Source organism: Flavobacterium hankyongi (genome assembly GCF_036840915.1).
Classification (GTDB): domain Bacteria; phylum Bacteroidota; class Bacteroidia; order Flavobacteriales; family Flavobacteriaceae; genus Flavobacterium; species Flavobacterium hankyongi.
This window is the reverse complement of the sequence record NZ_CP085725.1, coordinates 442,268-463,092: the sequence shown is the minus strand read 5'-3', so window position 1 is coordinate 463,092 and position 20,825 is coordinate 442,268. Positions and strand designations below refer to the sequence as shown.

At 31.4% G+C, this 20,825-nt stretch carries 16 protein-coding genes; 10 read left to right on the top strand and 6 right to left on the bottom strand.

Annotated features, from left to right (window positions below; genetic code table 11):
- Positions 1-2 precede the first annotated feature (2 nt).
- Positions 3-362: a carboxypeptidase-like regulatory domain-containing protein gene (locus LJY17_RS02190; RefSeq protein WP_264542234.1), complete on the top strand. Its 360-nt coding sequence runs from the start codon at positions 3-5 to the stop codon at positions 360-362.
- A 48-nt stretch (positions 363-410) separates the two neighbouring features.
- On the opposite strand, the gene LJY17_RS02185 is transcribed toward LJY17_RS02190, so the two are convergent.
- Positions 411-935, bottom strand: coding sequence for an NADPH-dependent FMN reductase (locus tag LJY17_RS02185; protein ID WP_264542233.1), 525 nt, complete (start codon positions 933-935; stop codon positions 411-413).
- 343 nt (positions 936-1,278) lie between these two features.
- On the opposite strand from LJY17_RS02185, the gene LJY17_RS02180 reads away from it, so the two are divergent.
- Positions 1,279-2,604 carry an FG-GAP repeat domain-containing protein gene (locus LJY17_RS02180; RefSeq protein WP_264542232.1) on the top strand — a complete coding sequence of 442 codons (1,326 nt, stop codon included), beginning with the start codon at positions 1,279-1,281 and terminating at the stop codon, positions 2,602-2,604.
- A gap of 26 nt (positions 2,605-2,630) precedes the next feature.
- On the opposite strand, the gene LJY17_RS02175 is transcribed toward LJY17_RS02180, so the two are convergent.
- Together LJY17_RS02175 and ychF are read right to left on the bottom strand one after the other, a co-directional pair.
- A complete protein-coding gene (locus LJY17_RS02175) occupies positions 2,631-3,170 on the bottom strand; it encodes a TIGR02117 family protein (protein ID WP_319800137.1) in 540 nt (179 codons plus the stop codon).
- A gap of 232 nt (positions 3,171-3,402) precedes the next feature.
- The gene (ychF, locus tag LJY17_RS02170) at positions 3,403-4,497 is read right to left on the bottom strand and encodes a redox-regulated ATPase YchF (RefSeq protein ID WP_264542231.1); all 1,095 of its coding nucleotides are present in this window, start codon (positions 4,495-4,497) and stop codon (positions 3,403-3,405) included.
- Positions 4,498-4,934: 437 nt separating this feature from the next.
- On the opposite strand from ychF, the gene LJY17_RS02165 reads away from it, so the two are divergent.
- Both LJY17_RS02165 and LJY17_RS02160 read left to right on the top strand, forming a co-directional pair.
- Positions 4,935-5,381, top strand: coding sequence for a T9SS type A sorting domain-containing protein (locus tag LJY17_RS02165; protein WP_264542230.1), 447 nt, complete (start codon positions 4,935-4,937; stop codon positions 5,379-5,381).
- 11 nt (positions 5,382-5,392) lie between these two features.
- Positions 5,393-12,622 carry an RHS repeat-associated core domain-containing protein gene (locus tag LJY17_RS02160; protein ID WP_264542229.1) on the top strand — a complete coding sequence of 2,410 codons (7,230 nt, stop codon included), beginning with the start codon at positions 5,393-5,395 and terminating at the stop codon, positions 12,620-12,622.
- A 1,323-nt stretch (positions 12,623-13,945) separates the two neighbouring features.
- Here the strand turns inward: LJY17_RS02160 and LJY17_RS02155 are convergent.
- Both LJY17_RS02155 and LJY17_RS02150 read right to left on the bottom strand, forming a co-directional pair.
- A complete protein-coding gene (locus LJY17_RS02155; protein ID WP_264542228.1) occupies positions 13,946-15,109 on the bottom strand; it encodes a carboxypeptidase-like regulatory domain-containing protein in 1,164 nt (387 codons plus the stop codon).
- 76 nt (positions 15,110-15,185) lie between these two features.
- Complete coding sequence (locus tag LJY17_RS02150) at positions 15,186-15,536, bottom strand: 4Fe-4S dicluster domain-containing protein (RefSeq protein WP_264542227.1); 351 nt, start codon at positions 15,534-15,536, stop codon at positions 15,186-15,188.
- Between the two features lie 120 nt (positions 15,537-15,656).
- Between LJY17_RS02150 and LJY17_RS02145 the strand changes: the two genes are divergently transcribed.
- The 6 genes from LJY17_RS02145 to LJY17_RS02120 all read left to right on the top strand — a co-directional run bounded on the left by LJY17_RS02145 (position 15,657) and on the right by LJY17_RS02120 (position 20,458).
- On the top strand, positions 15,657-16,715 hold the full coding sequence (locus LJY17_RS02145; RefSeq protein ID WP_264542226.1) for an acyl-CoA reductase: 1,059 nt from the start codon (positions 15,657-15,659) through the stop codon (positions 16,713-16,715).
- A 126-nt stretch (positions 16,716-16,841) separates the two neighbouring features.
- Entirely contained in the window at positions 16,842-17,912 is a 1,071-nt protein-coding gene (gene serC, locus LJY17_RS02140; protein ID WP_264542225.1) for a 3-phosphoserine/phosphohydroxythreonine transaminase, read from the top strand.
- A 103-nt stretch (positions 17,913-18,015) separates the two neighbouring features.
- Complete coding sequence (locus LJY17_RS02135; RefSeq protein ID WP_264542224.1) at positions 18,016-18,975, top strand: D-2-hydroxyacid dehydrogenase; 960 nt, start codon at positions 18,016-18,018, stop codon at positions 18,973-18,975.
- Positions 18,976-19,023: 48 nt separating this feature from the next.
- A complete protein-coding gene (locus tag LJY17_RS02130) occupies positions 19,024-19,659 on the top strand; it encodes a DUF937 domain-containing protein (RefSeq protein WP_264542223.1) in 636 nt (211 codons plus the stop codon).
- A 47-nt stretch (positions 19,660-19,706) separates the two neighbouring features.
- Positions 19,707-20,135 (top strand): DUF6146 family protein, encoded by a 429-nt coding sequence (locus tag LJY17_RS02125; RefSeq protein WP_264542222.1) that lies wholly within the window; start codon positions 19,707-19,709, stop codon positions 20,133-20,135.
- A gap of 17 nt (positions 20,136-20,152) precedes the next feature.
- A complete protein-coding gene (locus LJY17_RS02120; protein WP_264542221.1) occupies positions 20,153-20,458 on the top strand; it encodes a DUF6787 family protein in 306 nt (101 codons plus the stop codon).
- 31 nt (positions 20,459-20,489) lie between these two features.
- Here LJY17_RS02120 and LJY17_RS02115 read toward each other — a convergent pair whose 3' ends face one another.
- Positions 20,490-20,795, bottom strand: a complete 306-nt coding sequence (locus LJY17_RS02115) for a hypothetical protein (RefSeq protein ID WP_264542220.1) — start codon at positions 20,793-20,795, stop codon at positions 20,490-20,492.
- Between the last annotated feature and the right edge of the window lie 30 nt (positions 20,796-20,825).

Genomic DNA, 20,825 nt, shown 5'->3' with positions numbered 1-20,825 from the left:
GAATGAAAAAAATACTATTTTTAGTTTTGCTTATTTTAGGAATTACCAACGGATATTCCCAAATTATAACAGGCATAATTCACGACAGTAGTAAAAAACCACTTTCAGGTGTAATAATTACTGAAAAAGATGTGATAAATAATTGTGTATCCGATAAAGATGGTAAATTTTCCATTGCCATTAATAATCTTGTAGATAACAAATATATGTTAGGAATATCATTAGATGGTTACTATTATAGTGAAGCCTCAGGCTTTGGTAATGAAACAAAATTAGATATTGAAATGATTAGAATTGGAGAAGATTTGGAAGGTGATTGGAAAAAAATATCTCCTGAAGAAAAAGACAAGCAAAAAAATTAAAATATTCATTTAAAAAAAGCCTTCAATAATTTGAAGGCTTTTTTATGATTAGATTATTTCAGCTACAAGCTCCCTTAATTGAGAATCTAATTCAGAATTAGAAATTTTTAAATTCTCTATATCAAAATTATCATTAAAACTTGGTAATGAAAATGTTCCTTTAATATCAGCTCCAAATCTTGGGAAAGCATTTTTAGCAATTTCTAAAACTGTAGCTCCTCCTCTACCTCCTGGTGATGTAGCCATTAATAGCATTGGTTTTTGTTGAAAAACCTCTTTAGCTTGTCTGGAAGACCAATCAAACAAATTTTTAAATGCTGCCGAATAGTTTCCATTGTTCTCAGCTAATGAAACCACTAAAAAATCTGCAGAAGTAATTTTATTCAAAAAATCCTTAGCTAACTGTGGCTGTCCAATTTGTTTTTCCAAATCGACACTAAAAAGTGGTAATGCAAAATCATTTAAATCTAGAATTTCTACTAAAGCATCATTAAATAAAGTTGAAGCATAGGTAGCTAATTTTTTATTTATTGAGTTTTTACTATTACTTCCTCCAAAGGCAACTATTTTCATACTTTTTAAATTTATTTACAAGATAAAAAAAATGCGAGATAAATTAACTCGAACCTATATTATTTTCTATTCAAAAAATTATAGATCGAAGCGGAAGTGCATTACGTAATCATCATAAACGATATATTCTTTTCCTTCTACACTTAATTTTCTTCTTTTTTATTTAGAATCAAAGAGAATTTATAAATTTTAGCAACTTCAACTACTGAACAAGAAAAAATAATATTCAGTTACGAAACTTCTCAAATTGTAGTCTATAAAATTTGTAAAAAATTTGTAAGAATAACTTTTATATATTTGCTAAATCACAAACTGTTGTATTTTAAATAATTAGAGATAAAACATGAGAAAAATTACTTTTTGTATATTGGGAACTGTTCTAATTTTCAAATTACAGGCGCAAATTAGCCCTGCAAATTTTATAGACACAGCTGTTGAAACTGCTGGTATAACCAAGATCATTTCCTCTGATTTAAATAATGATGGTTTTAATGACATCATTACTTCTTCTACAGGAACCAATGGTAGATTAGGATTTTACAACAATCTAACGAATCATACGTTTTCAGCTTTTAATATCATAGAACCCTTTGAATTTTGTAGAGGAATCGCAACTGGGAATTTCAATAATGACAATTTAATAGATTTTGTTGCCATTGGTAAAGCAACCAATGAAGTCAAAATTTTCATCAATAATAATGGCTCTTATACAACATCTATAATCGATTCCCATAACATGATATTGAATGATGTTATTGTAGCCGATTTTGATCAGAACAATTTTGACGATATTGTAGTTATCGGACAACATTCCATTGATTTTTACAGAAATAATGGTAATAGTCAATTTAATAAAGAAATTATATTAAACACAAGTACTTCTCCGTTAGTTTTAGAATGTTTAGACATCGCTACCAAAGACATGGACAATGATGGAGATTTAGACATTATATCAGGAGAAACTGCTGGTTTGGTTGTTTATATTAATAATGGAAATGCTATTTTTTCACCAAATTATTATTCGATAACCCCTGAAGTATATTTTTTAGTACATCCAATCGACATAGATAATGACGGAGATTTTGATATTGTTGGTAGAAATGGTGCAGGAAAAGTCAAATGGTTTGCAAACAATGGAAATGGTAATATGACTTATCAAGCTACATTGACTTCGATACCAAATATAATATCTTTGGACTCCAACGATTATAATGGAGATGGCTGGCAAGATTTATATGTTTCTTTCACGAATAACATTGCAATATTTGCAAATGATGCTACTCATAATTTCAATACTTCTATCAATATGTATCAAAATACAGGTTTAAATATGGGAAAAGTAGCTATCGCCAATATTAATAATGACGCTAGCCTAGATTATGTTTGGTCTGGTGGAAACAATGCCCTTGCATACCATTTAAATCAGAGTGTATTATCTTTAGATAAGGAAGAACTAAACAATTTGATTATTTTTCCAAATCCAACAAATGAAATTTTACAAATTTCTGTACAAGTTGAAAAATTAACTCTTTACAATTTAATTGGAGAAAAATTACTGGAAAATAATAACTCAAACAGTATTAATCTATCAAATCTTTCTAATGGAATTTACATCCTTCGAATAGAAAAAGAAGGAAAAAGTAGTTTTAAAAAGATCTCTAAAAAATAGATATAAAAAATAAAAGCTATTTATAATTAATAATGATATAGTATTCCTGTATCAGTTGCTGTCCACAAGGCTGCTTTCTGATTGGATGCCTTCAAGGCATTGTTGGTCCAGGTATTGCAGGTATGAAATAGGCTATAACTTCCTTTGGCTTCATAAAAAGCATCATTTTTTCCATAAACCGCATTCGTTTCAATTTTCATATAATTATCTGAATCTAATTGAAAAGAGTCATTTATATAGTCTATTAATTTTTGATATTCTGCTTCAGAAACAATTATTTTTTTACAATTGTTATTCTCTTTCAAGCTTTTATAAAATGTAGCATGAATAGCGGATGTACTGAAACCTATTGCCGCTTTTAAAGCTGTTGAAAGTTTCAAATCATTCCAAGTTGGTGTTTCCAGATAAAATCCTTTATCACCCCATCCAAAGGCTACTAATTGAGCTGTTGAATCTTTAGCAATTGTATTCTCGAATTTTACCTTTTGACTCCAATCAAACAGGTTATTTTTAACTGGAAGAACTATATCTGTGTGGATACCATTTGACAGGATATAAACCGGGATTGTTTTTCCTTCTTATGAAACATCGGAATTAACTGAAATTTTAGGTAATAAAAAAGCACATAAAGTATAGGTTAATAAAAAACCTAGGAGACCCAGTATTAATTTTAGAGAGAATTTGAATACTTTTTTGAATTTCATAGAATAGTTTACAAATGAAAATCAAAAATTAAGCCAAAAAGAAAGCGAAACCTCTGGGTTTCGCTTAATTATTTATGTATGAGATTATTAAAAATTATACATTGAAACGGAAATGCATCACATCACCATCTTTTACAATATATTCTTTACCTTCTACGCGTAACTTTCCAGCTTCTTTTACTTTTGCTTCCGAACCATAGTTTGAATAATCCTCAAAAGCAATAACTTCAGCACGGATGAATCCTTTTTCAAAATCTGTATGGATAACTCCAGCTGCTTTTGGCGCTGTATCACCAATATTGATTGTCCAAGCTCTAACTTCCTTAACTCCGGCAGTAAAATACGTTTGAAGATTTAATAGTTTATAAGCCGCACGAATTAACACAGATGAACCTGGTTCTGTTAAGCCCATATCTTCTAAAAATACTTGACGCTCTTCGTAGCTTTCTAACTCAGTAATATCAGCTTCTGCACCAACAGACAAAATAATTACCTCTGCTTGTTCGTCTTTAACCAACTCACGCACTTGGTCAACATATTTATTTCCACTTACAGCAGAACTTTCATCAACATTACAAACATATAAAACTGGCTTTGTTGTAATCAATTGGAATTCTTGCATCAATTCTTCCTCATCTTGATTTTGAGGAATTACCGTACGAGCCGATTTTGCTTGCATTAATGCTTCACGAATTCTATCTAATAACACTTTTTCAGCTTGTGCTTCTTTATTTCCCGTTTTTGCAGCGCGATTTACTTTTTCTAAACGTTTGTCAACTGTTTCTAAGTCTTTTAACTGCAATTCGATATCGATAGTCTCTTTATCACGAATTGGATTTACATTACCATCAACGTGAACAATATTATCGTTATCAAAACAACGTAAAACGTGAATAATAGCATTACACTCGCGGATATTTCCTAAGAATTGATTTCCTAAACCTTCTCCTTTACTTGCTCCTTTTACTAATCCTGCAATATCTACGATATCTACAGTAGCCATTTGCACTCGCTCTGGTTTTACTAATTCTTCCAAACGGTTAATTCTTGGGTCTGGAACATTAACTACACCAATATTAGGTTCAATAGTACAAAACGGGAAGTTTGCACTTTGTGCTTTAGCATTAGATAAACAATTAAAAAGAGTTGATTTCCCAACATTAGGCAATCCTACAATTCCTGCTTTCATTATTTTGATTTTTAAAAGTGTGCAAATATAGGGTAAAAGTTACAAAGTCTCAAAGTAGCTAAGTACAAAGTTATTTTTATAAAAGATTCTTAATTAGAAGATTTTTAACTTGAAATCTTGAAAAAATTACCCAGCCTAGTTATAATAAAATCAAAGAATACTATTACTTTTTTTAATAAAAAGATTATGTTTAAATTTTGATGATGTTGTAGGGCACCCTGATGGCACTCTATAAATCTTAGTTATTTTCTTCTCTACTCTACTTTTTAAATATTGTTCAAAAACATCATTTAGTCTCTTACTTTGTTTCATATGTAATTTTTAAAAATCTATTTTTCAATTTATAAGAATGAATTCTTACAAAAAATCATTAAATATGATGATTGTTTTATGTACAAAATAAACTTACTTTTGCAAGAAATTTACTCCTAAAAAAAATGAAAAAAGTATTTATTTTATTACTTATACTAATTGGAAGCATAAGTCATGCTCAAAAACTTTCTTTCCAATACGATAGTGCTGGAAACCAAATAGTAAGACAACTCTGCCTTAGTTGTTCTTCAAAAACTTCAGAAACACCACCAAAAGAAGTCAGTGAATTACAAAATGAAGATTTAAAAAAATTTTCTCCTGAAGATGTTATTTCCTATTATCCAAATCCAGTAAAAGAGCAACTATATCTAAAATGGGATCTAATAAATAATATAAAAGTCGTTTCTATTAATCTATATTCATTAACTGGTCAACTTATAAAAACTTTCAAAAATCTAGAAAATGAGAACAGTTATGTAGTTTCATTTTATGACCTACCAGATAATGTTTATAGTCTAAACCTAGTTTACTCCAATGGAGAACAAAAACCAATCAAAATCATTAAAAAATAAATTTTGCTCCTATGAAATATAGAATACTATCTATACTCTTCTTTTTTACAACTATTTTATTTTCTCAAAATTATCACGACACACAAGGTAAATTAGAAATCTCAAATAGCGGGCAAGCCGTTTATACTTTACCAATTGCAATGCCACCTAGTGCTAATGATGTCGGGCCTGTAATAAATCTTGTCTATTCAAGTGGCCAAATGGGAGGTGTCGCAGGTCAAGGATGGAATATTAATTCGATTTCTACTATTGCCAGAATGGCGACAAGAACTGACATTGATGGTTTTAAAGATGGTGTTGATTTTGATGATAACGATAAATTATCACTAGATGGTCAACGACTTATTTTAAAGTCTGGAACGTATTGGGCTGATGGTTCAACCTACGAAACCGAAATACAATCGAATACTAAAATCGAATTAAAAGGAAGTGGCACCAATATTTATTTTATTACTACTGCCCCAGACGGTTCACGCACATGGTATGGTAATTATGGAGGTACAAATGCTACCGATTTGACTGCTTATTATATTGTTCGATTTGAAGACACTAATGGTAATTATATCACCTACCATTATTCTAATCCTTTTGGAAAAAGTTTATGTATATCCGAAATTAAATTTAGTGCTAACAACAATGGAGTAACTCCTGTAAACAGTATTCTTTTTAATTACAAGCAAGCGAAACGAACTGAAAAAGCTTATATAAAAGGTGTATTACTTGAAAAAGTAGCCTTACTAGATAATGTAGAAGTAAAAACTTCAGGTCAATTATTTAGAAAATATCAACTAACTCATATTGAAAACTCAGGATATGAAAGAGTGAAACAAATTCAAGAGTTTAACGGTGCTGGAGAACCTGCTAATCCAGTTGTTTTTGATTACGATACCACATATACACAAAATATCGAAACACCAACAGATTATGCAAATAATTTAAATTTTAATTCTATAACATTATCTGGTGATTTTGATGGTGACAGCAGATTAGATTTTGCAACAGAAAACAAAATATACAGTAAATTATTTCAAGGTTCAACTGGTGCTGTAACTGATATTCCTTTTTCTATTGACAAAAGAACATCACTATGCGTTACAACATTAAATGGCACAAAACTAAATCAATTTCATTCAATTTCTAACATTAAAGAAAATGCTAATTCCATAGCTTTTGAAGTTTACAGTAAAAATCCAGACTATTCTCCTTATCTACCAGGTTTGAGTTTGAATTACATAAAAGAAATACCACTAAATAATACGGGTACTGGAACAGGAGATAATTCTAACTGTACATTTGAACCTGTTTATACAAAAAAATCAAATGAATATTTGGAAGGAGATTTTGATGGAAATGGCATTTCAGAGATTCTGATTACCAGTAAAATAAACGAAGTTAAAAAGACTTTATTTACTACAGAAAATGAATGTATACAATGCAAATATGAAATTGACTTTAATTCACATAAATTATACCGTAAACCACAATATCCGTATTCTCAATATCCTTTCGAATCTTCAAATTTTACTACTGAATGTGTAAATCTAAGAGGAACCTGTCAAAAAGTTGGTTATATAAGTTTAGAAGATCTTTTTGATTTTAACGGACATCAATATGTATATAAATATTATAGTAATAGAGCTAGTACGGGCTGGAACTTACAAACCAATCCACCAGCCAGCCTTAATTCTCAAACTTCAACACTTACTGATTATGTAATTCCTATTGGTGGCATTACTCTTAATGCTACAAAAAAATGTTATGAATCATATTCAGACTCTGGAAATAATTATTACTATTTAGATCTAAACCAATATAGTTCTGAAGATTTAGGAAGTAGTGGATTCTCTCAACTTGATGTACCAAATTCAACAATTTTAGAAGGTAAAAAGTATGTGATGGATTTTAATGGTGATGGAAAGAGTGATATTTTATGTGTAAAAACCAATGGGCAATACAATTTAATCACATTTAATAAGCTAAATCAATCTCCTTGGGTTAATCTGGAAATTATAGGAAATGGTACTTTAAATAATTATACCGATGATAAGCAAATATTATTTGGAGATTATAATGGAGATGGAAAAACAGATATTATGATGCCTCATCATAATGGTAACGGATGCTCACAATGTGATTACTGGTATATTTACTATAGCAACCCTAAACCCACTGGAGGATCTTTTTTTGAAATAGAAGGGCATAATATAGTTGAATATTGGGCAAATACTGGTGATAGCTATAACACTCAAACTCATTTAAGTAATTATTATGCATTAGACACTAATAATGATGGAAAATCTGACTTAGTACGAGTTTGGCGTAAATATTACAAACCAGACGAAACGATAAATGACCATAATACCATGTGGGAAGTAACTACTTATGTTAACAATATTGGAAATACAAATGTAACTGGTAACAAATTTACATTAGATTACACCAGTCCAATTAATCATCGTAGTGATAACAACTGGATGCCAATTCCAATAGTTTCTTCTTATAGAAACAATGGATTAGAAAGTGACTTAGTGGTTGTCCAAAATCAAGATAACACAGTCACTTATGTTAATTTCACCAAAAATGTTTCGCAAGATATTTTACTAAAAAAAGTAAGTTCATCAGGCGGAAACATTCTAGATGAAATTACATACAAATCCATGGAACCTGAAACTAATGCTAATTTTGGTCAAGGCGCATTCTCAGAATTTTATTCTTCAAGCAATTCACTAGATTATCCCAATGTAGAAGTTAAAAGAGTTATACCAATTAAACTTGTTTCAAAAATAACTAATACAGCTGTAGGTGTAACTAAAAGTCAAGATTTTAAGTATCATGGTTATATGGTCAATATGAACTTAGGCCCTATTGGTTTTGCCAAATTTGCTCGTAGTGCTTGGTATCAAAATCCTACGGAAAAAAGAATATGGAGTGTGACTGAAAATGATGCTATATGGCGAGGTGCAACCAAAAGAAATTATTCACAACTCGTAAGCACGGGTAATGCTTTTTCATTCGTAACTTCAGGTAATCCATCAGGAATAATAAACAGTACACGAAATAGTTTTTCTTATAACACTGTAAATAGTGTGTATAACATTCTCTTAAATACTCAAATCACGACTGATTTCATTACAAATGTATCTAACGAAAGCAGCTACACTTACGATTCTAATTATTTTATCCTTACTCAAAGCACAACAACAAATAAATTAAATGGGGTAACTCAAGGAATTGTAACCACTGATAATACTTTTAGTAATAATCCTTCAGGAACAGGGAGTACCTATTTTATTGGAAGACCTTTAACCACAAAAACAACAACTGTTGCTTATTCGGATACATCACAATCAAGTACTGAATTTTATTACACCAATAATTTACTTACTAAAACCAAGAAAAAAGGAAATACAACTTCAAATAAATATTTAGTCGAAGACTATGAATATGATTTCTTCGGGAATATCAAAAAGAAAACTGTGAGTGCTGAAGGATATACTGGCCCAGTAATAGCACCTAGGAGTACCTCGTTTACTTATGATTCTTCAGGAAGATTTGTTGAAACCTCTACTGATGTTGAAGGTTTAACCACAACTAACAACTTATTTCATCCTTTATATGGTATTGTCCTTAAATCGACAAATCCTTTTGGACTTGCTACAACAACTGAAGTTGATAATTGGGGAAAAACAAAAAAAATTACCGATTATCTTGGAAAAAGCATTAACTATACTTACACGAAAACTTCTAACGAATATACTGTCACAAAAACTGGTGATGATGGAAGCAGCAGCATTACAGTAAGTGATGCTTTAGGTAGAGGAATTAAAACCGGAGTTAAAAACATCGATGGATTATGGTCATATAAAAATGTGGAGTATGACTTTTTAGGTAGAATATATAAAGAGACTGAACCTTACTCTACAGGTGGCCCTACAAACTGGAGCACTCTAACCTATACCTATGATGAATATGGAAGGAAATTAAGAGAAGTTAAAGGTACAACAGGAATAATAAAAAATTATGTTTATAATGGTCTAACCGCATCTGTTTCTGACACATTTAAAACAGTTTCAACTACCAAAAACGCTAATGGCCATATAATGTCTACAACAGACAATGGTGGAACAATAACTTATACATATTACGCCAATGGAGGTCTTAAAACATCAAATTTTGAAGGCACAACCATAAGCACAAAATATGACGAGTGGGGTAATAAAATAGAACTAAATGATCCATCTGCAGGTCTTTATAAATATGAATACTATCCAACAGGTGAAATTTATAAAGAAATCACACCAAAAGGGGAAACTGTTTATAATTTAGATAATACTGGAAAACTTCAAGAGAAAACAATTTCAGGAGATCTAACAGAGACTAAAATAGTACATACCTATGATGGGACAACAAAATTGCTAACATCAACAGATTTTTATGATGTTGATGGAGAAAACATACAATATACTTATGAATATGACCAGTTTAATAGAATAGTAAAAACTACTGAAACCAACACTAATACAGCTGGTTATGAAAGACAAACCACGTATGATAGTTTTGGAAGACCTGACAGAGAATATTACAAAGCAACCTATTATGCCAATGGTAAAAGTTCTGAAAAATGGATTAAAAATACCTATAAAAATGGCTCACATTGGCAAATACTGGATGATACTTCTCAAAAAATTTTATGGCAAACTAATACCGTTAATGAAAGAGGTCAATTAAAAGAAGGGTTGTATGGTAATGATATTTTAGTTACAAACAGTTATAATGAATTAGGATTCCCTACCCAAAAAAAACATGATTTACAAGGTACAACTCCTGTAAATGTCATGACTCTAAACACCACTTTTGATGTAGTAAGAGGTAATTTATTGAATAGATACAATAGTTTATTTAATAAAACGGATCAATTTAAGTATGATGCTCTTGACAGACTTACAGAATGGAGTGATGGTCCAAAACTATTATTTAAATATCTTTTCACAACAAACAATGAAGGGTTTACAGCTTTTGGAACTAGTGGAATTGTAGTTACACAAGAAAGTGGTAGACTAAAAGTAAATGCTACAAATTATGGTGTAGGTACAGAAAAAGTAATTTTAACAAATGCTTCTATTGGAAAAACTATAAATGTTAAAGGTGAATTTACAAGAATATCTGGCGCCACTAATGTTTCTATTACTATTATTGAAACAGACCCTGTAACTCAAGATTTTTATGAAGTTGATGGAGGTACACTAGCTAATGGTAATTTTGAAATGGAATACACTACTCAATTTTATCCAAACATTAAACTCCGATTTAATACAGGTAACGGTTTTATAAACAGAAAAACCAATGGAACCATAGTAAATCAGAACAGTCAAAGTATTAATCAAAGACCTGGAGACCCTATAATTACGCCAGATCCTGCATCTGTAGTATTCACTCTGGACAATATCACAATTACAGATATGAATCCTCCTGGTATAACACAATCGTATGACAATAAAGGGCGAATCACTCAAAGCAAAATTGGATCTTATAATTATACAAATACAGCAAAACTGTATCAAAATACTTCTGTATTCGTAACGCCTGAAGCTAATACATACTATCAAGCACAACCATTACAAAACGTTAGCTATAATGCATTTAAAAGTCCCGTTTCTATTGCTGTTGACGGTATTGATGCACTCTTCTTTTCATATAACGCTTTCAACAATAGAAGTGCCTTATATTATGGAAGTCCTGATCCTGATATCTCAAGATGTCTTTATAAAAAATTCTATTCGGCTGATGGCACAATGGAAATAAAATATGATAAAGACACAGACATCACTGAGTTTATTACTTACATTGGTGGTGATGGTTATACAGCTCCAATTATTTTAAAAAGCGATGGCAATAAAAAACATTATTTTTATTTACACAGAGATTATCAAGGCAGTATAATAGCTATAACTGATGAAGCGGCTAAAATAGTAGAAAAAAGACTTTTTGATCCTTGGGGTGAAATCGTAAAAATTCAAGATGGATTTAACAATAATCTAGACAAATTAACCGTTTTAGACAGAGGTTATACAGGACATGAGCATTTACAAACTATTGGTCTAATTCACATGAATGGTCGATTGTATGATCCTAAATTACATCGTTTCCTACAACCTGATAATAATATACAAGACCCGTATAATACACAAAATTACAACCGTTATGGTTACGTTCTTAACAACCCTTTAAAGTATACTGACACAAGTGGTGAATCGTATGAGCTACTAACAGCAGTAGTAGTAGCTGCCGCCGTAGCAGTTTTAAGCTATACGGCTACAGCCTTTTTTGCCGATGTACCATTTACAGCTGGTGGCTTGGTTAAATCTGTCTTAATAGCTTCAGCTTCAGCAGTAATTACATACGGTATTGGATCTGCTACAAGTACTATTACAAATTTTTATGTAAGATCTGGAGTACAAGCCCTAGCACACGGGGCATTTCAGGGAGGAATGTCAAGCGTACAAGGAGGTAATTTTTGGCAAGGATTTGCGGCAGGAAGTATAAGTAGTCTTGCAGCTAGTGCTTTTAGTAAAGGTTATAGCCATGATGGTGTAGATGCTAGTGGACAAATGATAAATGCAAAACAAGTATGGAGTGGTGCTGGGCAATTTGCCGATAGCACTGCTGGCATGGTTGCTTTTGGAACAGTAATGGGTGGTGCCGGTGCTAGTATAAGTGGCGGTAACTTTTGGCAGGGAGCTGCAACAGGTTTCACCGTGAGTATGTTTAATCATGCGATGCACGATGGAGACAGAAACAGTATGTTTGATGATGATGACCTACAACAACAAGGCAAGGAGGTAACTCTAAAATCATTAGGGATTAGTTCTAGAGACTCTGGAGAAACAATCATTAATAAAATCATGTCTGGTATGAAACCAGGTGATTATGCGTCTGGTGATATGTTTTCTTTTATAAATTCAGATGTTGGAGATTATATTAAGACAGTAACAAGAGTAGATGCAAATAATTTTAGAATTACTACTAAAGGTGTGTTTACAGGCGCGGCATTAAAAAACAATTCTACTCTAACAATATCAAAAGCTAATATCTCCGCATTAAAAATTACTGGAGCATACAAAATATCTATAAATGGACTCACTTCTATAGGTAGAGGTCAAATTTATCAGAATGTTTGGGTAAATGATAATATGCGATATATGTACGACAATAATAAATGGTTACAAGCAAAAGTAAAATAAATAGTTATGAAAAACATTTATCAAAAAATCATTATAGTATTATCTACCTTATTATTTAAGATATTAATTTGGTATATTTTTCAAAATCAAGCTATAGATTTATCTAATCTTATTTGTGAAAATTTAGGAATTGTAACCAAAGGGAAACAAGATTTTTTTAACGGAATACCAAAATTAATAGTCCTAATTAAAGTTAGTATTTTAATTATTGAAGTTTTATTAGACTTGGTTATTTTATTGTCTTTAAGATTCATTTTTAGGTATTTTATTTTAAAGCGTTTTATTTATTGCTATCTAATTGTTAGTTTTATCATTTTACTTTTGGTTCTATTATTATTTTAACGAAAATTAACATAAACAACAAACCCAGCCGTTGAGCTGGGTTTTGTTATTTATAAAATATTTAGTTTAGTAGCTTTAATAAAATTATCTACGGTAAGCAATAAGCATTGTTTATCTTTTTCGGGCAGGCTTTCAATATCTGCCATTCTTTTAAACATAACTAGTCTTTAAATATATTTTGGTTATCTGCTTCTCCCATTAAAAAACCGTGTCATCAAAGAATATAAACTACAACTGTAAAAAGTTGTAGTTTTGTTTTTTTATATACACCATGTCCACAAAATATAAAGCCGCAACTAGACGAAGCTTATTTTATTACGATAACAACAGTAGGATGGATAGATGTTTTTACAAGATTAAATCAAAAACAAAACATTGTCAGAGCACTACAATACTGGCAGTTACATAAATGACTCTAAATTTATGTTTATTGTATTATGACAAGTCATATACAAATACTATGTAAAACTACTAATGGATTTATTCTTAGTGATGTTATACGTGATTTTAAAAAAATTTACTTCTAAGGAAATCATTCAAATAATTATTAACGAACCAGAGAGCAGACGTGAATAGATGTTGGATTATTTTCAAAACGCATGTGAACATTTAAAAGAGAGCAGCACTATAAAGTTTGACAAGATGGTTATCATGCAGAACAGATTTATAGAAATTCGTTTATAAGACAAAAAGTTGAATATATACACAGGACCCCTGTTAAAAACAAAACTGTAAGATGTCAAGAAGATTATTTTTTCAGCTCAGCCAGAAATTATGCGGGTTTGGAAAATGATTTAGATGTGATTTTGTTAGATTTGTTTTAAAGTTTGTGATAAGCACGGATTACACTCGAGCGAAGCGAACAGACGAAGTAAATCCGCGCTATCAGATTATCAGAGTAATAATAAAGACATTATAACACATATAAATATAAAAAAAGCTGCTCAAATGAGCAGCTTTTTTTATATATGTAGAATAAATTTATTGAAGATTTCCCAAACGCTCTATCACTTCTTTTTCTTCTTTTGTTGAGATGAAACCTGATTCTACATCCCAATAATTGTTATAGTATTTTGTTTTTTTACTGATTAAGGATTTGTCTTTAAAAACATTATGCTCGTTATACTTGAAAAGTTTTTTATCATAATTAGTTGTCACCATATGATTATTCACCTCTACTCTACTGCTTGTTTTCTTGTATTTTTTTTCAAATGCAATTACTTCTTTAGAATTCGCTAAATAATATAAATTACCATCTGTTTTAAAAGTGTTTTTATACTCTAGCTTGTAAATTTTACTACTTTTCAAAAATGACTGTCTTAATTCGCCCAAACGCGATTCGGCAACCATAGAACCTGTTTCCATGATTATCATTTTATTTCTATCGTAAACAATTTTGTAATTAGACAACACACCATCTGCTTCTTCAAGTGGCGTAATATTAATTACCAAATAATCTTCATTACTAGAATATGACATAACTTGAAAATCATATCTTCGCTTTGCACCTGACTCCAACACTTCTCCTAAGTAGCTAAATTGATAATAGTTTTGAATAATATCATTTAAATCATAACCTAAAAGTTCGTTTTTAATATCAATCTCTAATAAACCAATAGCTCTATTTTGTTCTACTAAAATATCCGTTTTAATATTTTTTGAAGTTCCAAATATTTGAAAATTTATCAATCCATCATTAAAGAAAACTATCTGATCATTTTTCTTGTAAAATTCCCTTAAATACACTTTCAAGTTAGCTGGAATCGATATTTTTTCAAGAGAGTTTTTAACTAATTTCTTTAATATGTCTTGAGGATGTTCACTGGTTAAGATAATTTCATCAAGTCTTTTAGCATTACTTTCTAAATAAACTTCATTGACTTTTTTATTCAGCTCAGTAAATTTAACAGTGTAGGTTTTATAAAGCGAATGTTCAAATTGTAAATCTGACGCTTTGCTAAGGTTAATAAAAGCTTCTCCATCTTTGTTAGTTAAAAAGCCTTGATTATTTTTTTTTGAAGTTATGGTTACTTCTTCAATAGGTAGACCTGTTTCAATATCTTTTACTATTACTACAAACTCAAGATTTTGAGAAAAAGCACTAACACTAAGAAAAAATAAAACAAAAGATAAAATGTTCTTCATCAACGTTGATTTGTATCAAATTTAAAAAAAAAGAGGATTTTTTTTAAAAAAACCTCTTTTATTATATTCTTATCTATTATTCGTTATGTAAAAATGATTGTCTGTTTAACAACGTTTCCTCATCTTCTACATGATTGTCATCGGGAACACAACAATCGACTGGACAAACTGCAGCACATTGCGGTTCATCATGAAAACCCTTACACTCTGTACACTTCCCTGGAACAATATAATAAATATCGTCTGAAACTGGTGTTTGAGCAGCATCTGCATCTACTTCAGTTCCATCAGGTAAAATAATTTTTCCGCTTAATCGTGTACCATCTTTCCAACGCCAGTCGTCAGCGCCTTCATAAATTGCAGTATTTGGACATTCTGGTTCGCAGGCACCACAATTGATACATTCGTCTGTTATGATAATTGCCATATTTCTAAGTTAGAATTTAAAAGTAGAAGTTAGAAGAATATTGTTATTATTCATTAACTAAAACTTATTACTTATTTTTGTGCAAAATTACAATGTAAACCACACATAAGCAAAAAACAAATGCTACAAAAAGATAAAATAAATGCTTTTATTGAATTGGGAAAATTTTTAAGTCAGTTCCAATTAGAAAAAAGTGTAAAGATTGAAGATGTAAAGTTCAACTATCTTTACTTTGACCGTTTTTTAAATCTGATTGAACTTTCACAGTCTCATAATGGTTGGTTTACACCTGAACAGGTTTATTTTTCTATAAAATCGTGGGCAGAAGCATTGACAGAAGAAAATATTAATCAATGGCTTTCTAACTACAATTTTCAGGAAGTAACTACAAAAACTGTTGGTTTAATTTTAGCTGGAAATATTCCGCTTGTAGGTTTTCACGATTTTTTATCAGTGTTAATTGCAGGACATAAAGTTTTGGTTAAAACCTCTTCAAACGATCAGCATTTATTACCATTTTTGGCCAATTATCTAATTGAAGTAGAACCTGTATTAAAAAATTACATTGAATTTAGCGAAGGTAAACTTGAAAATTTTGACGCCGTAATTGCTACTGGAAGTAATAATACAGCCCGTTACTTCGAATATTATTTTAAAGACAAACCTAGTATTATCCGTAAAAACAGAAATTCAGTAGCAGTTTTAAATGGAAATGAATCGACCAAAGATTTGGTTAATTTAGGAGAAGATATATTTCGTTATTTTGGATTAGGGTGTCGTAATGTTTCCAAACTTTTTGTTCCAGAAGGCTACGATTTCAAAAACTTTTTTGAAGCCATTTTTGAATATCAAGATATCATAAAATATGAAAAATACGCTAACAATTACGATTACAATAAGGCGGTTTTTTTAATGAGTTTGTTCCAAATTCTAGACAATGGATTTTTAACAATTAAGGAAGACACGAGCTATGCCTCTCCTATTTCATCTGTATTTTATGAGTTCTATCAAGACATTAAAGATGTAGAGTTACGTTTAAAAAATGAAGCAGACTCCATTCAATGCATTGTCTCCAATAATTTGGTTCCAAACAGTATTCCGTTTGGACAAACACAAAAGCCAAAGCTTTGGGACTATGCAGATAACATAGATACATTAGACTTTTTGTTACAATCATAAAGCACGAAAACGTTTTCGTTAATAAACTAAAGCCTAATGTTAACAACAATTAGGCTTTTTTGTTATCTATTTCACGAAATTTGTGATGATTTTAAAAAATCCGATAAACAACACACAAACTACACAATGAAAAAACACAATTACAGCGCCGGACCATGTATTTTACCGCAGGAAGTTTTTGAGCAGTTAGCAAAGGCTATTCTCAATTTTAACGGAATGGATTTATCCATCCTTGAAATTTCACATCGCAGTGCAGCATTTGTCTCGGTAATGGAAGAAGCACGTGCTTTGGTTCTTGAACTTCTGGGATTAGAAGGAAAAGGTTATCAGGCATTATTCTTGCATGGAGGTGCTAGCTTAGAATTTCTCATGGTTCCTTACAACTTAATGAGAGAAAACGGTAAGGCTACTTATCTTGATACAGGGACTTGGGCAAGTGGAGCGATTAAAGAAGCTAAACATTTTGGTGAAACTATTGTGGTTGCCTCTTCAAAAGCAGATAACTATAATCACATTCCTAAAAATTATGAAGTTCCCACAGATGCAAATTATTTTCACTGTACAAGCAACAATACTATTTTTGGGACACAAATGAAATCGTTCCCAGAATTGAATATTCCTATCGTTTGTGATATGAGTTCTGACATATTTTCGAGATCATTGGATTTTTCCAAATTCGATTTAATCTATGCCGGTGCACAAAAAAACATGGGGCCTGCAGGAGTTACATTAGTAGTTGTAAAAGAAGAAATTTTAGGCAAAACTGGAAAACACATACCTTCAATGTTGGATTACCAACAACATATCGCTAAAGAGAGTATGTATAACACTCCACCAGTATTCCCAATTTATGCATCTTTACTAACATTACAATGGTTAAAAAAGCAAGGTGGAATTAAAGCCATTGAAAAAATAAACGAAGCAAAAGCTAATTTACTATATACCGAGATTGACCGCAATCCTTTATTTAGAGGAACAGCCGTTACAGAAGACAGAAGCATCATGAATGCTACATTTGTATTAAATGATGAAGGTCATGCAGAAACTTTTGACAAATTGTGGAAAGCGGCTGGAATATCTGGATTGACAGGACATAGATCAGTTGGCGGATATCGTGCCTCAATGTACAACGCCTTACCACTTGAAAGTGTACAAGTATTGGTTGGTGTAATGAAAGAACTGGAAAATAAAATATAACTAGCCCCGATAGTAGCAGCATCCTTTTTTGTAACCTGAGGCTCTCGAAGGTTACAAAAAAAGATACAGCGAATAGCGGGAAAAACTCCTAAATAAAAACACAATGAAAATTTTAGCAAACGACGGCATTTCAAAAAGTGGAATTGCACATTTAGAAAATGCTGGATTTGAAGTAATTACTACAAAAGTGGCCCAAGAACAGGTTGCCAATTATATAAACACGCACCAAATTGCCGCGCTATTAGTTCGCAGTGCGACTAAAGTGAGAAAAGACATTATTGATGCTTGTCCGTCCTTAAAAATTATTGGTCGTGGCGGCGTAGGAATGGATAATATTGATGTTGATTATGCTATTTCGAAAGACATACAAGTGATTAATACACCTGCTTCATCATCAAATTCGGTAGCTGAATTAGTGTTTGCCCATTTATTCAGTGGCGTTCGTTTTCTACACGATTCTAACAGAAATATGCCACTTGAAGGTGACAGTAATTTTGACGGATTGAAAAAAGCCTATGCTAACGGAATTGAACTAAGAGGAAAAACTATTGGTATTATTGGTTTTGGCCGAATTGGTCAGGCTGTTGCCAAAATGGCGCTTGGCTTAGGCATGAAAGTAATTGCATCGGATAGTTTTGTAGGTAAAGCCATGATTCGAGTAGAATTTTACAACGATCAATTCATAGACCTAGAAATTGCTACTGAACCTGTAGAAGATTTATTGAAACATTCAGACTTTATTACCCTTCATGTGCCTTCACAGGATGGTTACTTAATTTCTAAAAAGGAATTTGAAATAATGAAAGAAGGTGTAGGAATCATTAACTGTTCGCGTGGTGGGATTATCAATGAAGTTGATTTAGTAGAAGCATTGGATAGCAAAAAAGTGGCCTTTGCAGGATTGGATGTTTTTCAAGACGAACCAACACCAGCGGTACAAATTTTAATGCATCCTCAAATATCGTTAACACCACATATTGGAGCTGCAACAGTTGAAGCTCAAGACAGAATTGGAACAGAATTAGCAGAGCAAATTATAACATTATTGAAACACGAAATCTAAAATTTTTCCTTAATTTTATGTCCTTACTAACTTAACAACTAAGGAATTATGTCAGGATTAATGGACTTACTAAATAGTGATTTAGGCAAACAAATTATTTCGAGTGTAGGACAACAAGCTGGGACCAGCGAAGCAGAAACTTCATCGGTTTTGACTTCTGCATTACCTACATTAATTAATTCCATGCAAAATAATGCTTCTACAGAGCAAGGAGCTAGCGGTTTACTTGGTGCCCTTTTAGGAGGAAAACATAATAGTGGTTTCCTTGACAATCTTGGTGGATTAATGGGTAATGGCGGTGTTGATACTGAAGACGGTGGAAAAATACTGGGTCATGTTTTAGGAGATAATCAGGCTAATGTTGAAAACTCGTTGAGTCGAAATACAGGAGTAAGCTCTGATAAAATTGGAATGATTTTAAAAATTGCAGCACCTATTTTAATGGCCATTTTAGCAAAAAAAGCAAAAAGCAGCAATGTTCAAAATGGAACCGACTTAGGTGATTTATTGGGTGGACTGTTAGGTAATAGTCAATCATCACAATCTTCTTCAATGGGTGGTTCTATATTAGCCTCAGTTTTAGATCAAGATGGAGATGGACAACTAGGAGTTGGTGATGCACTCGCAGCAGTCACTAAAAAAGGAGGTCTTGGAGGTTTACTCGGAAAATTATTTGGAAAATAGAATAACTAAACCACGCTTTATCAGCGTGGTTTTTAATTTTCATTATTATGAAACATTTTATAATATTTCTGTTCGTTTTTGTGACTATAATTAGCTGTAAAACAAAAAATGTTACAAGCACAAACTCTAATTCAAACTCGGTAAAAGGAGATACTGTCACCATTGCAAATAAGGATTTAGAATATGAAGTGACCATAATTGATCCCGGTTTTACTAGTTGGCTAAATTCTAGAGCTTATCAAAGAGGATATCACTCTGAATTCTATTTAGAAAACAAAAATCGTTGGTATGTTTCAGAATGGAATAGAAGAGTACTACAACCTCAGCGATATGATCCCAATTTATACGAGATGCAAATTAATTATGATCCAAGCATACATTATGGTTATGAAGTAAATTACCTCATTTATAACTACATGATATATTTTCAAAATACTTACAAACAAAACTTATACGGTATTGTTCCACCAAGGTAATTTTTTATATTTGTTTTATGAACAAATTAAAACAGCGTTGGGGAATTACATCAAACTGGCAATTGGTCGTAATTTTTATTGTTTTTGCCATTAATGGTTCATTGTCTGCAAAAATATCAGACTATTTAATGGGTCTTTTAGGGCTTACAAAAAATAATTTACACTGGATTCCTTACTATATAATTCTGTTAGTACTTGTATTGCCTTTATACCCTTTTATGCTTATGGTATTTGGTTATTTATTTGGACAATCAGGTTTCTTTTTTCCTTTTGCTAAAAAAATGCTTAAGTCAATTGGTTTAGGTTTTATTTTTAAAGCATAAAAAAATCCCGATTACTCGGGATTAATCATTTTTATTTATTTTTCTTTTCTTGAAAATACTCATACAACCATGTTATGGTAAATGTTGGTATAAAATCCAGCCCAGGAATTATCTCTTCAATAAAGGCAATTACACCACTTACCTTACCCACTGTTCCTTTATACATCATCGAAATTGAAAAAGCTGCAATAGGCGCCCAAATTATATCTGTCGCTTCAGCTAAAACTGGAACTGCATAAGATAACATTCCTATAGCATCAAACAATACCCCTATTATAAGTTTCCCTATTGTTGCTTGAGGTTTTTGTTTTACCTCAATTTGTACATCTTTTGTCATTCTTAAATTTAAATTAGTTACTAAAATAAT